Annotated in this window: 9 protein-coding genes; 7 read left to right on the top strand and 2 right to left on the bottom strand. The window is 42.6% G+C overall.

Translation table 11 applies throughout. The annotated features are described in order from the left end of the window. Positions 1 to 11 precede the first annotated feature (11 nt). Positions 12 to 932 carry a M28 family peptidase gene (locus tag ABD894_RS03820; protein ID WP_345209665.1) on the top strand — a complete coding sequence of 307 codons (921 nt, stop codon included), beginning with the start codon at positions 12 to 14 and terminating at the stop codon, positions 930 to 932. A gap of 45 nt (positions 933 to 977) precedes the next feature. Here ABD894_RS03820 and ABD894_RS03815 read toward each other — a convergent pair whose 3' ends face one another. Further along, positions 978 to 1,565 carry an RNA polymerase sigma factor gene (locus ABD894_RS03815; RefSeq protein WP_345209664.1) on the bottom strand — a complete coding sequence of 196 codons (588 nt, stop codon included), beginning with the start codon at positions 1,563 to 1,565 and terminating at the stop codon, positions 978 to 980. Positions 1,566 to 1,697: 132 nt separating this feature from the next. Between ABD894_RS03815 and ABD894_RS03810 the strand changes: the two genes are divergently transcribed. Genes ABD894_RS03810 through ABD894_RS03785 form a run of 6 tightly spaced genes read left to right on the top strand, consistent with a single transcriptional unit; the run spans position 1,698 to position 11,084 of the window. Beyond that, positions 1,698 to 2,750 (top strand): FecR family protein, encoded by a 1,053-nt coding sequence (locus tag ABD894_RS03810; RefSeq protein WP_345209663.1) that lies wholly within the window; start codon positions 1,698 to 1,700, stop codon positions 2,748 to 2,750. A gap of 41 nt (positions 2,751 to 2,791) precedes the next feature. Next, positions 2,792 to 6,295, top strand: coding sequence for a SusC/RagA family TonB-linked outer membrane protein (locus ABD894_RS03805; protein ID WP_345209662.1), 3,504 nt, complete (start codon positions 2,792 to 2,794; stop codon positions 6,293 to 6,295). A 27-nt stretch (positions 6,296 to 6,322) separates the two neighbouring features. Then, complete coding sequence (locus ABD894_RS03800) at positions 6,323 to 7,927, top strand: SusD/RagB family nutrient-binding outer membrane lipoprotein (RefSeq protein ID WP_345209661.1); 1,605 nt, start codon at positions 6,323 to 6,325, stop codon at positions 7,925 to 7,927. A gap of 18 nt (positions 7,928 to 7,945) precedes the next feature. Next, positions 7,946 to 8,950, top strand: coding sequence for a glycosyl hydrolase family 18 protein (locus tag ABD894_RS03795; RefSeq protein ID WP_345209660.1), 1,005 nt, complete (start codon positions 7,946 to 7,948; stop codon positions 8,948 to 8,950). Between the two features lie 34 nt (positions 8,951 to 8,984). Further along, on the top strand, positions 8,985 to 10,328 hold the full coding sequence (locus ABD894_RS03790; protein WP_345209659.1) for a glycosyl hydrolase family 18 protein: 1,344 nt from the start codon (positions 8,985 to 8,987) through the stop codon (positions 10,326 to 10,328). A gap of 24 nt (positions 10,329 to 10,352) precedes the next feature. Then, on the top strand, positions 10,353 to 11,084 hold the full coding sequence (locus tag ABD894_RS03785; protein WP_345209658.1) for a glycoside hydrolase family 16 protein: 732 nt from the start codon (positions 10,353 to 10,355) through the stop codon (positions 11,082 to 11,084). A gap of 140 nt (positions 11,085 to 11,224) precedes the next feature. Here the strand turns inward: ABD894_RS03785 and ABD894_RS03780 are convergent, their stop codons facing one another. Further along, on the bottom strand, positions 11,225 to 13,159 hold the full coding sequence (locus tag ABD894_RS03780; protein ID WP_345209657.1) for a sensor histidine kinase: 1,935 nt from the start codon (positions 13,157 to 13,159) through the stop codon (positions 11,225 to 11,227). Positions 13,160 to 13,587: the final 428 nt, after the last annotated feature.

The raw sequence follows: 13,587 nt of genomic DNA, 5'->3' as shown, positions 1-13,587 counted from the left end.
ATACTAAACCAATGAAGGCTTTTCAATACCTGTTTGTCATTATTTTTCTGCTTATTACGCACAGTAGTTTTGCAATGCAGTTAACAGATACAGTTTTAATACGATCGCATTTAACTACTATTACAAAAACAGGGAATTATCGTACGTACAAAAATTTAGATGAGCTTAACAAAACAGCAGCATATATTAAAAATGAGTTCGCAAAATTTACTGACAGCGTTTTTGTACAAGAATATACGGTAGAAGGTAGGGTTTATAAAAATGTTATATGTTCATACGGTACCGAAAATCAAAAGAGAATAGTTGTTGGCGCGCATTACGATGTTTGTGGGAATCAGGAAGGGGCCGATGATAATGCCAGCGGTGTGGTAGGTATATTAGAGCTATCACGATTATTAAAAGGAAAAAAACTGAATCAGCGTGTTGATCTTGTTGCCTACACCCTCGAAGAACCTCCTTATTTCCGTACAGAATATATGGGAAGCTATATTCACGCAAAAGCTTTGGCCGATCAAAAGATTAAAGTTGATGGAATGGTTTCTCTTGAAATGATAGGTTATTTTAAAGATGAAGAAGAATCGCAATCCTATCCTGTAGGATTTCTTTCGACGTTTTATGGGAGCAAGGGTAATTACATAACGCTTGTAAAAAAGTTTGGAGCCGGGGCTTTCGCCGGGAAATTCTGTAAAAAGTTTAAATCGACAGGAACAATCAGGACAAAAGAATTTACAGGCCCAAAGGCATTACCCGGAATTGATTTTTCAGATCATTTAAATTATTGGAAATTTGGTTTCAGCGCATTGATGATAACCGACACTTCATTTTACCGTAATAGAAATTACCATCTCGCCACAGATACTATGGAAACTTTGGATATTAATAGAATGGCTAAAGTAATAGATGGCGTATTTAAAGTTTTATCAGCCTTTTAATAACGCAAAATTTGCTGCTTCTGTAAAATTCTTTATTTAGATAGCCTACTGCAATAATCTAATTATCAGCACATATATAAACACATCCCGCAATACTTTAATAGCGTTATGCAGGGTATTGTAGATGGTTCGTTCGGTAAGGCCGGTTGTATCTGCTATTTCACAAAAGCTTTTCTCATCAAAATAGCGCAGCCGCACTATCTCTATTTGGCGCGGTGTTAGCTGGTTCAGTGCTTTTTGCAGTCGTTTTTTGGTAAACTCATCCTGCTGACTGGCTATCAGTATATTTTCGTAAGGTTGTTCGGCAGCCGCGACGGTTATCTCGGCCTCCTCAATTGAGGTAGTAAAGGTATCGCGCGAGTATTGCTGGTAAGTTTTATAAAGTATGCGCTTATATATAGTGAGCACATATTGTTGTATGTTTTGTACGGATGATAACTTATCCTGTATCCGCCATAATTCAATGAACAGATTGTTTATACTCTCCTTTACCAACTCCGGATTTTTATACATACAGATACCGAAGCGGTACAGATCATCATAAAACAGCTCAAAACAGGCGTAAAGACCCTTCTTGTCGCCAACGGCAAGTAACGACCAGTCTTTTTTTATCCGTTCTGTTTTAAGGCTCATTAACTGCGGTTATTTGTAATGTTTGGGGTTTGGAGTAATTTATTGATGAAATTAACAAATTCTTTGTAAATATTTTAAAAAGACTTGGTAAAAAAGAATATTCTATTGCACTTGTGTATAAATACCAATTAAATGGACTATACCAATTTCAATATTGAAGATTTTTTGACGAATGAGAGCTTTGTAAACTATTGCTACGATACAAATGATGACGATAAAAAACATTGGGAAAATGTTATACTCACCCAGCCCTTATTAAAAAAGCAAATTACCGAAGCACGCGAACTATGCCTGCTGCTTGGTATTAAGGTTAGCAAAGCAGAAAAGCAACAGGCGCTTAACAACCTGAAAAAAGCGATTGAGCGCGAACAACTGCAATCAACCAACATAACAAAAGGCAAAGTACGCAGGTTATGGTTTGCGCGTATAGCCGTTGCCGCAGCGCTGCTTGTGTTCGCTATGGTTTACAGCATATATAAATACACATCTCCGGTATCGGGTGCTGTGTTATACAGCCGGGTTACAGATGCCAGTTATCATATAGTAGCGCGTACCAATTTCAACGGACGTAAAAAGGTTGCCCTGCCCGATGGTACCATTGTAATTTTAAATGGCGCGAGTACCTTAAAAATGGCCAATGATTATAATAATAACAGCAGGCATGTGGTATTAACAGGCGAGGCTTTCTTCGAGGTACATAAAGATAAGGACAGGCCTTTTGTTGTGCTTACCTCAAAAACCGCTACTACCGCCCTGGGTACCTCTTTTAAGGTGAGCAGTTACTCCACGTTAAAAACCGCCAGTGTGATGCTGGTTACCGGCAAGGTTAAAGTTGAGTCAACCCGCCCACATTCAAATATCAACGACCAGATATTGGTTCCGGGGCAGCAGGTTACATTGGCCGATGGGGCAAGCGGCTTCATCAAATCCAACTTTAATACCACCAAATTACAAAACTGGATTGATGGCAGGCTCATATTTTCGAATGCGAACTTTGCCGAAATAGCAGCCAAAATAGCCGACATATACGGCGTACAGGTAGCCGCCAATAGTAAAGATACCAGCAAAATAAAGTTTACCGGTCAGTTTGATAACAAGAGCCTTACCGAGGTGCTGGATGCTATTGGCTTTGTAAACAACTTTACTTACAGGCAAAAAGACGACCGTATTAAAATCGTATTCTAAAAATAACCATACTCATATTTAACCACCTAATCTTTTAAACTATGCTAAAAAAACTACCCCTTTCACGTTTTTTTCCGAAAACGTTATTGAGGATGCTTGGTGCGGTATTCCTGATCATTTATACCAGTGGATATGCCCAATCGTCACCAAACCCGCTTTACTCTTTTAACTGGCAAAATCAGCCTGTAGAAAAAGTGTTTAAGCAAATTGAGGATGCCACCAAAGTGCGTTTCTCGTACAACCCGGCCGATGTTGATTTTAAACGCCGCATCAATCTCAAAATAACCGACAAGCAATTGAACGATGTTATTGATGCTTTGGCTAAACAAATTAATGTGAAGTACAAAATATCGGGCGAGATGGTAATGATACAGGCGTTGAAAACCAACGCGGGCACTGCCATTTTTACATTAAAGGGTAAGGTTTTAGACGCTGATAAACTTGCCTTGCCGGGTGTAACCGTGGTAAATACTAAAAGCGAAAAATCGGTTGTTACCAACAATTCCGGCGAATTCGCTATTGAGGTAAGCACGGGTGATATCATCACTTTCAGGATGGTTGGTTTTGAGCCATCATCAGTAATAGCAAGTGATGATATAAAGTATGTAACCATTAACCTGAAACTCAGCAGTACCGAACTGAAAACGGTGGTAGTTACGGCCCTCGGTATCAAACGTGAACAGCGCGCCCTGGGTTATGCCTTTAGCGAAGTAGACGGTAACGACCTGAAGAAAGCCCGTGAAACCAACGTAATGAACTCTCTTGCCGGTAAGGTTGCCGGTTTGGTGATCAACAGTACGGCAGGCGGCCCGGCAGGTTCATCGAGGGTAATTATTCGTGGTAATACAACTATTACCGGTAATAACCAGCCGCTGTATGTGGTAGATGGTGTACCTATTGACAATTCAAACTATGGCCAGGTTGGCGGCGGCAAATATTCGGGCGGCCTTGATTTTGGCGACGCGATATCCGCCATTAACCCTGATGACGTAGATAAGATCAGTGTTTTGAAAGGCCCATCGGCATCGGCACTGTATGGTAGCCGTGCAGGTAATGGTGTTATATTGATCACTACCAAAAAAGGCGGTAACCGTAAAGAACTGGGGATTGAATATAACAGTACCTCATCATTCGAGAAACAGTTGACCAGCTTAGATGGCAACCAGTTTATTTATGGGCAAGGCAGTTCAGAGCAATTGGTAATTGATGCCGCGCAGGCAAAAAACACCTTGTTCAATAACTTTGGCCCTCGGCTCGATCCAAGCTTACAGGTAATAGGTTTTGATGGTGTGTATCGCCCTTACGCGCTGGTGAAGAACAATATCCAGGATTTCTTCCGCACAGGGTCAACGTTTACCAATACGGTATCGTTAGCTAACTCGGGCGAGAAAGGAAACTTCCGTTTATCCATATCCGATTTGCGCAATAACGACATTGTACCCGGCAGTAACATGCGCCGTAATACATTCAACTTTAACGGAAGTTCAAAGTTCGGCAAAAACCTTACAGTTGAGGCGCGTGTAATGTACATGAACGAAAATGTAACCAACCGCCCCTCGCTTGCCGATGATCCGGGCAATATTGGTAACAACTTCATCGGTTTAGCCAACAACGTTGACCAGGCTTACTTTAAAACCGGCTATAAGGATGTGGAAGGTAATTATGTAGAATGGGGCGGCGGTCAGTACCGGCTTGATCCATACTGGGTGATCAACGAAATGAACAACCGCACCAAAAAGAACCGCATGATAGGCGGTTTGCAGGCCAATTATGTTTTCACCAGCTGGTTAAACCTGCAAGGCCGGGCATCTACCGACTTTACTTACTTTGATTATGAAAAATTCAGCCCTATATCTACCCCGGGCTCATTAACCGGCCGACTGGAAACTACCAACCAAAAAGTTCAAACCACTGAAGGCGATATGTTGCTGACCGCTCAAAAGCAGGTATCAGCTACATTAAACCTATCGGCCAGGCTTGGTGTGAGTTTATCGCGCAGCCAGGCACCCGGTTACAGTGGCTCATACATTGATATGGTTGCTACCGATGTAGTTAGTTCAAACAGCTTTGCTGATAAAACAATAACCCAGATTTCACCAAGAGAAATGCAGACAAGATCAGTATACGGCTTAATTACAGCGGCATATAAAAGTTATTTGTACTTAGACGCGACAGTTCGTCGTGATGCGGTATCAACTTTACCGATGGGCAAAAATGCTTATACCTATCCATCAGCATCGGCAAGTTTTGTATTCAGCGATGCCTTCAAAATCCCTAAAACAATATTATCTTTTGGTAAAATACGGGTATCAGGTGCCGAAGTTGCCAGCAGTACCGATCCTTACATGCTTAATTTAGTGTACGCGCTTAATCCGCAAAACTTTAACGGGCAGGCTTTGGGAGGCATCGGTACAACCATTAAACCTCCGGGTAACGATCTGAAACCTACTCGCACACGCTCTTTTGAGGTAGGTACCGATCTTAAGTTTTTTAACGACAGGATAGGTTTGGATGTTACTTATTACACTTCGAAATCAAGAGATCAGATCAACGTGGTTAATGTGCCATTGTCGTCGGGTTTCCCGCAGCAATTAATTAACGCGGGCGTGGTTGGCAATAAAGGTGTGGAAGTAATGTTAAACACCAAACCAGTTGTAACCAAAGATCTGACCTGGGATTTCAGCGTAAACTTTGCCCGCAATATCAACACGGTACAATCACTTGCTGATGGCGTACCCTATTTAACCTTGTCTGATGCACGCTGGTTAGGTACATCAGTAGTAGCAAGACCAAACACTGCCTACGGCGCTATTTTGGGCTATGGCGGTCAAAAGGACGAACAAGGCAATGCGGTACTCGATCCGGTTACACTTGCACCCCTGCAAACTGTTGACCGCGAGGTATTAGGCAAAGGAACCTGGAGCTGGACAGGCGGTTTAAGCAGTTCGGTATACTACAAAAACTTCGGTTTAAGCTTTATTGTAGATGTTAAACACGGAGCAAGCTTATTTTCAATGACTAACCTGTTCAACGTAATACGAGGCTCAAGCGAGGTAACTTTACCGGGTAGGGCCGAGTGGATAGCATCTGAAGAGGCACGCCAAAATGCAGGTCAAACCATTGAGCAATGGCGGGCATCGGGCAATGTAAGGGGTTATGTGCCGCAGGGTGTGGTACAAACCGGTACCGATGCATCAGGCAAGCCTATTTACGCTGCAAATACCCGCGCGGTTGATCCATCCATTTACTGGGCTAATTACTACAGCGATGGCAATGGCGTAGCTACACCATTCATATATGATGCAAGCTATATCAAAATGCGTGAGATAACCTTAAGCTATAATATCCCAACCGCTATTTCATCAAAATGGGGAATTAAAAACATGGCAGTGGCTTTGGTAAGCCGTAACCCTTTCATCATACACAAAAATGTACCCAATGTTGACCCCGACTCCAACTATAACAACGGTAACGGGCAAGGCCTTGAATATGGCTCATTACCATCAAGAAAAAGCTGGGGATTTAACCTGAATGTGAAATTTTAAGATACTGACATTGATAATTGTATAGATATGAAAAGATATATAAACAAAATAATCATCATACTTTTAGCAGTTACCACATTGCTGGTTTCTTGTAAAAAGTTTGAAGATTTTGGCGATACCAATACCGATCCAACCAAATCAAGTAATCTTGATCCGGTAAATCAGCTGGTACTTACGCAGCTGCGTTTCTCGGGCGAGTTAACGATAAACGAACGTACCAGCATCATCATGACCATGCCGCTGGTGCAGCAAATTGGCGGTGCTTACTACACGCGTTACGGATTTGAATATGTAAAGAACAGGCAATACATGTCGGAAATGTGGGAGCTTGGTTACCCTAACGATGTATTGAACATTGTTGACGCGGTTGAACGCTCGGCAAAAGATCCGCTTAAAACCAACCTTAATGCCATGTGCCGCATTATGAAGGTATATATTTTTGCAAGGATCACCGATCTGTATGGCGACATTCCTTACAAACAAGCAGGCCAGGCATATATATCGGGCATTATACGCCCCGAGTTTGATAGCCAACAGGATATTTATAACGATTTCTTTAAAGAACTAACCGAGGCTTCGGCACAGCTGGATGCTTCAAAAGATAACGTAGCCGCCGATATATTTTACAAAGGCAATGTAGCAGCCTGGAAAAAGTTTGCCAACTCGCTACACCTGCGTTTAGCCATGAGGTTGAGCAAGGTTGATCCGGATAAGGCTAAAACCGAAGTGCAGGCCGCGTATGCAGCCGGTGTATTTACCGATGCTGCCGATAATTGCATAACCAACCATGCCGATGTACAAAACAGCTATGCCGATATTCGCGGTAATGGTGTATCGGTGGCCATTAACCAATACCCTGATGAAGGTCGCCCGCGTATTTGCAGCACTTTCATAAAAACAATGACCGATAGCAACGATCCACGCTTGCAGTACATAGCACGCAATTACTGGGTTAACCCCGATAAACCATCGGAACGACTGGACGTTACCGACCAGGTAAAGGCTAAGATGGGAATCATTGGAGTTGGGCCGGGTAAGTATAATTACGATGACTTTTTGGGCGCTATCGAGGTTGATCTGGGTAATGGTCGTGTAGTACAGGTGCCAAACAACGGCCAGAAAGTACAGCTTGCCAACTGGATGATCACTAATGATGCTCCCTACTTTCATATTACTTATGCCGAAACTGAACTTTTACTGGCAGAAGCTACACAACGCTGGGGTTTAAGCCTGGGGGTTAACGCGAAAACCCACTTTGAAAACGGTGTAAGCGCGGCAATGAAACAACTGGCGCTGTTTAAAGGCGGCCCGGTAATTAGTGATACACAAATACAAAACTTTAAAACTGATAACCCGCTGCCTCCCGGTAATGAGGTGCGTGCTATAGATACACAGCTGTGGGTTGCCCTGTTGCTAAATGGCCCCGAGGCTTATGCTAACTGGCGCCGTACAGGATTCCCGGTGTTGGAATCAGCGGCCAATGCCGAATCAACCGTGACTACTACACCGCGCAGGTTTGAATATCCGCTTACCGAAACGGAGCAGAACGCCACTAATATTAATAAAGCCATAGCAAAACTCACCGGCGGCCTCGACGATTGGACTGCAAGGGTTTGGTGGGATAAATTGTAACTGATGATATTGACGATAATGAGAAGGAATATTTATTGCGCCATACTAATGGCGGTGTTGATGTGCAGCTGTAAAAAGACCGCCAAATCTGAAATAAAAACAGACGATGGTAAAAAACCTGTTGCCGCTGCACAATTCAGGGTGGTGGGGTATTTGCGCGAGTTTAATGTTGAGGATGGAAGCGCTATCAAGTTCGACTTCGGTAAAATAACGCATCTTAACATCGCATTCATCAACCCCGACGTGAACGGCGATTTTACTACACTGGCTGGGCTAAAGGAACTGGTTGTTGCGGCGCATACCAAAAACGTGAAGGTACTGGCATCAATAGGCGGCGGCAATCCGCCGGCTTATTATACAACTTTGCTGGCCGATAAAACCAGCCGTACCAAATTGGAGAGTAACCTTGCGGGCTTAACGGCACAGTATAATCTGGATGGTATTGACGTTGATTTAGAAGGCAGTTTTGTAGATGCTAATTACGAAGCTTTTGTTGTGGAATTGAAAGCCATATTGCAACCGCAAAAAAAGCTGCTTACTACCGCTATAGCTACCGCTTATGCCTCGCAGTATACTGATAAGGCACTGGCGCAATATGACTTTATCAATATCATGTCGTACGATAAAACGGGGCCATGGCGGCCGCAGGATCCTGGTCAGCATTCACCATATCAAATGGCGGTAGATGATCTGAATTATTGGAGCGGCACGCGCGGCATAGCCAAAGATAAACTGAGCCTTGGCGTTCCGTTTTATGGCTACGGTTTTGGCAGCGGCGTACCCCAGGACATGAGCTTTTCAGATATCATCAAAAAATATCCCGGTTCAGAAAATAAAGACGAAGTGAAGGATGATGCAGGCGGTACCGTTTATTATAACGGCATAGCTACCATTAAAAGTAAAACCAAACTGGCACTGCAAAAAGCAGGCGGTATTATGGTATGGCAGTTATTGCAGGATGATACCGGCACGTACTCTTTAATCAACACTATTGATGCTGAAGTAAAAGCAGCTAAAAAATAAAGCGAATAGGTTACAGAATTTTAAATCATAAAAAATGGAAAAGATCTATAAAAAATTATCGTTCCTGCTGGTGCTGGTAGTATTTGCTGCCGCATGTAAGAAAGATATAGCCAAAGAGCAGGAAGCCGCCAACCCGCTGCATCCGCGCATATTTGATATATTGAGGGAGTTTTCGGGTGCGCAGATCATTGATGAAGGCGATACCGCCAAGTTCACGGGTATTGAAATAACTCCGGCAGATAAAGCTACCATCAGCTGGATGGTGAACAATGTTGAGGTTTCAAAAGAGAAAAAATTCAGTTTTGCACCCACCAGCGGCGGCGAGTATACTATTAAACTGAAGGTAGCCTACAATGGCGATTCAAGTGTAAGGAGTACCAAGGTACTCGTTAATCCATCTACCTATACATTTAAGCCATACACGCAAATCAGCATGACCTATTTAACGCAGGATGGCAGCGCCGCTAATATCAATTTCGCTAACGTAACCCATGTTGCCTACAAAATTGGTTTGGTATCGCCCGAAGGTGACCTGGATACATCACCTGGAGAAGTTGGCCAAAAAGCAAGGGAGATTGTAGCGCGGGCACATATTGCAGGCGTACCTGTTATTATGGGTATAAGCGGCAGGTTATCAGGCATCGATGGCTGGGCCATATACGAAACCAATGATTTTGGCACCGCTATACGCGATGCTGCCAAACGCACCAAATTAGTGGGTTTAATTAAAGCTTATGTAGCCGCCAAACATATGGATGGCGTGGATATCATGATGACCGACATCAACTCGGGCAATGCCGATGCTAACATAGCGGCAATAGTTCCGTTTGCAAACGAACTTAAAGCTGCCCTGCCTGCAAACTCAATTTTAACACTTACCGCTACAGTTAACTATATGCACTGGAGTTATCCTGGTGATCTTTCTGCATTTAGCTGGATAAATGTGCATGCTTTTGAAGATAATATCCACATTGGCCCGGATGCTCCTGTCGGTCAGTCGTCAAGCTATGATTTTATGGTGAGCGGTGCCGCCGTCTGGACGAACTTTCATTTACCGGCTAATAAATTAGTTATTGGTATACCTGCCTTTGGTTTACGTTACAATGCCTTAAACAGCAATGGCAATAATGAAAGCTGGGGTTCTTATGATTACATGACCTACAAGGATATTTTAGCTGTCGACCCGACTGCTGCCGGTAAAGAATTTACCGATAAATCAGGCGCCGGCGGCGTATATTATAATGGGGTTCCTTTGGTGGAGAAAAAAGCGACCTATATTAAGGCGACCGGCTTTAAAGGCGCTTACTTATGGGCCGGCGATTATGATGCAACAGATGCAAATTCGTTGATGCGGACTATTTATACCAAGCAGCAATAACAGCTATTTAAACTTGTAAGTAGTATGAAAAAGATAGCTTTTTTTGTTTTCGTGCTGTCGATATGGTGCAGCCATGTAAATGCGCAGGTTAAAACCATTAAATGGAGCGGTTACACCTGGAATGTAAAAGAACCGGCGGAAGCTACAGGCCCCGGTCCTAATTTTTGGAGTGGCAGTAATGTATGGATTGATGCCAGTGGGTGGCTGCACCTAAAGGTGAGCAAAAATGCCAATACCGGTAATTGGGAGTGTGCCGAAGTAGCCAGTACCGAAAGCTTTGGTATGGGCACTTACCAATGGCAAATTGATGCCGATATTGATAAGCTTGATAAAAACATCGTATTAGGCTTGTTTGATTATTCGGGTACCGACGCGCGCGATGAGATAGATATTGAGTTTGCCCGCTGGGGTAACAGCGAATATCCTAACCTGAATTATACCGTTTACCCGAAAGCCGGCGATCCGCCAAAGCATACCAGTTACACTAGCGAGTTTACATCGCCAAACGGCACTTACACTACCCATCGTTTTATAAGAACCGCCAATAGCGTAACCTTTAAAACACTTTACGGGCATTTAGATAATGAGCCCCGCGATAACCTCTTTATAAGCAAAGAGTTTAAAAGTCCGCAGGTATCCATTAGTAGTATCGCTATGCCGGTGCTCATCAATCTGTGGCTGTTTAAAGGCCTTGCGCCATCTAACGATCAGCCGTTTGAGGTGATCATACACAGCTTTAAATTCACAGCACAATAATATTATTTAGGTGGATGCTGAAAATATTATAATCATATTATTAAATAAGAATTAATAATACTAAAGAGCCACTTAGCATTTGTGCTAAGTGGCTCTTTGTTTAAACAATGGTTGCCGTATAATAATTTATACTGATAATGTTACGCAACCGGGAAAGTGAAATAGAAAGTAGCTCCCTTGCCCTCAGTGCTTTCCAGCCAAATAGTGCCATTGTTGGCTTTTACAAATTCCTTACAAAGTGTAAGGCCTATACCTGTTCCTTTTTCTCCGGCAGTACCGTAGGCTATGTTCATATCAGATGAACTAAAAAGCTGTTGCTGTGCCTTGCTAATCCCTTTCCCTTTATCTTGTACATAAAATGTTACATGGTTGCCTTTCTGCATTTGTTGTGTACCGATAAGCACTTTTTCACCTTTGTAACTGAATTTTATAGCATTTGAGAGCAGGTTACGAACTATAAACTCAAAATGATTTTGGTCGGCATGGAGTTTCAGGTTATCAGGAATTTGATTGATTATACTAACCGATTTATCTGCAGCCTGGCGTTGAAGTGCTTCTATATTGGTAACGGTACTTTTGGCAGCGTAAAAAGTTTCAGGTTTTATATGAATACCTTTTAATTGAGCTTCGCCCCAGTTGAGCAGGGCATTGAGAATTTCAAGCGTGATATCTCCCTGTTTTCTCATTTCTGATATTAGTTGCCGGTGCTCTGCATCCAAATTATCGTCTTCCATCAATGCCAGCAGTTGAGTGATACCGCCGATAGGATTACGCAGGTCATGCCCGATAATTGAAAAAAGACGGTCTTTTATTTTGTTTGATCTATCCAGCTTAGCTACTAAACGGCTTACGCGGTAAGAGTAAAGCCCGAGCAAAGCTAATATTACAAGGGTAGAGGCTGCTGCAACAATGCCAAGATTACGCTGGTAGGTTTTTTGCTTGTTTGACAAAAGCAATGTTTCGTTATTAAGTTTTGTTTCGGCCAGTTCGTAACTGCTGCGCAACACAGCCAACTTACGTGCTTTGTTTACATCCATCAGGCTATCAAGTAGCCGGTGATGTGCTTGCAACGCTTCTATTGCTTCAGTGTAACGCGATTGCTGATGGTATACTTCTGCTAAACTTTTATAAATCTCGGCGGCCAGGTGTTTCTGCCCTGTTTCATGCGCTATTTGTAACGCGTTCCGCAAATGCTGTATACTACGGTTCGCATCCCTCTCTTTTAACGAACCCGCTATACCTATTAATGCCAATGCCTCTTCTTCCCGTAAACTATATTTTCGTGCCTTAAGAAGTGCTTGTTGATGCATCTCCAGTGCAAGATTGTGATTGCCCGCCGAATCAAGCGACCTTGCAGTATGGTGTAAGAGAATAAGATGCTTTTTACGGTGCCGGGTATTATCACTGCGAGTAATACCTTTGTTAAAAAAATGCTGTGCCTTTTTATGATGGCCGGAATCAGCATGTAAACGCCCGATGCGCGTAAGCAGGTCTATGTAGTCGTCGCCGGCATCGCGTTGACCATGTAATGCTTCAGCCCGTTCGTAAAAATATAGCGCCTTGACGTTTTTCTTCCGGATTTCAGCTATGAGGCCAAGCTTAGTAAGTGCCATAATGATCATGTTCGTATCACGACGGATCTCTGAAGCATGCAAAATGCTGCCGGCCAGTTTTTGCCCTTCGTTAATCTTGCCTGTTCTGCTTTCTAATACCGATAATATAAGGCTCGTTTGTTCTATGTTGGCTTTGTCAGCCAGTTTTGAATAAACATTTTTAGCAATGCGCTGATATTTTAAGGCTAGTTCGTAATTGCCATATTGTTCATTGATAGCGGCAAATCGTTGCACCAGTAAGGCTTCACCTCGTAGATTTTTTAACTTAGTTGCCAGTTGTAATCCAAGCCTGGCGTAATGAATCGCTGAGTCGGGGGAAGCGGGCTGAAAGAAAGCACTCTTATCGTCATAATACCTTATACGTATACTATCAGCCACAGCAATATTGGGCGTATCTTTTTTACCCGGCGCACAACAAACCAGCAATGCAGATAAAAAAATGAAAGTTAAAAAGCTTCTCATAAGAGGTGATGATTTGTACGTATAAAATATCTGCTATGTTTAGAAATTTCTGTAGAGAAAGCTTACTGAAAAATATAAAAGTTGATAACAAGGCTGTTGTATATAAATGACCTTCGTATTATCCGGGCAGCTTGAAATATTAAATTTACAATGGCCGAGAAAAGATCAAAACTGGCCAATATAGAAACGAACTAACCTTGGTAAGTTATTTTAATTTTATAAATACGATTACTGATGAACAAAAAGCATTAAGGTAGCTTTGTGATTGCAGAGAAGATGAAAAAAGTAAGCATGGAAGAACCTGTGATATGGGTTGATACTATTGTTGGTTTTAGCAACAAGGGGTATAAAAGTGCTGCTGCAAGTGATATTTAAAGAGGCTGTGAGTATTTATAACTGATTGAACATAAAGTACTTCTTATTATCAC

Origin of the sequence: Mucilaginibacter gynuensis (genome assembly GCF_039541195.1) — a bacterium.
GTDB classification, from domain to species: domain Bacteria; phylum Bacteroidota; class Bacteroidia; order Sphingobacteriales; family Sphingobacteriaceae; genus Mucilaginibacter; species Mucilaginibacter gynuensis.
The sequence above is the reverse complement of the archived record's forward strand: the minus strand, read 5'-3'. Positions and strand labels throughout refer to the sequence as shown.

Bases quoted from the DNA above. Each gene is read 5' to 3' on its own strand.
- ABD894_RS03810 (WP_345209663.1), top strand. From the start codon at position 1,698: ATGGACTATACCAATTTCAATATTGAAGATTTTTTGACGAATGAGAGC.
- ABD894_RS03780 (WP_345209657.1), bottom strand. From the start codon at position 13,159: ATGAGAAGCTTTTTAACTTTCATTTTTTTATCTGCATTGCTGGTTTGT.
- ABD894_RS03785 (WP_345209658.1), top strand. From the start codon at position 10,353: ATGAAAAAGATAGCTTTTTTTGTTTTCGTGCTGTCGATATGGTGCAGC.
- ABD894_RS03795 (WP_345209660.1), top strand. From the start codon at position 7,946: ATGAGAAGGAATATTTATTGCGCCATACTAATGGCGGTGTTGATGTGC.
- ABD894_RS03815 (WP_345209664.1), bottom strand. From the start codon at position 1,565: ATGAGCCTTAAAACAGAACGGATAAAAAAAGACTGGTCGTTACTTGCC.
- ABD894_RS03790 (WP_345209659.1), top strand. From the start codon at position 8,985: ATGGAAAAGATCTATAAAAAATTATCGTTCCTGCTGGTGCTGGTAGTA.
- ABD894_RS03800 (WP_345209661.1), top strand. From the start codon at position 6,323: ATGAAAAGATATATAAACAAAATAATCATCATACTTTTAGCAGTTACC.
- ABD894_RS03805 (WP_345209662.1), top strand. From the start codon at position 2,792: ATGCTAAAAAAACTACCCCTTTCACGTTTTTTTCCGAAAACGTTATTG.
- ABD894_RS03820 (WP_345209665.1), top strand. From the start codon at position 12: ATGAAGGCTTTTCAATACCTGTTTGTCATTATTTTTCTGCTTATTACG.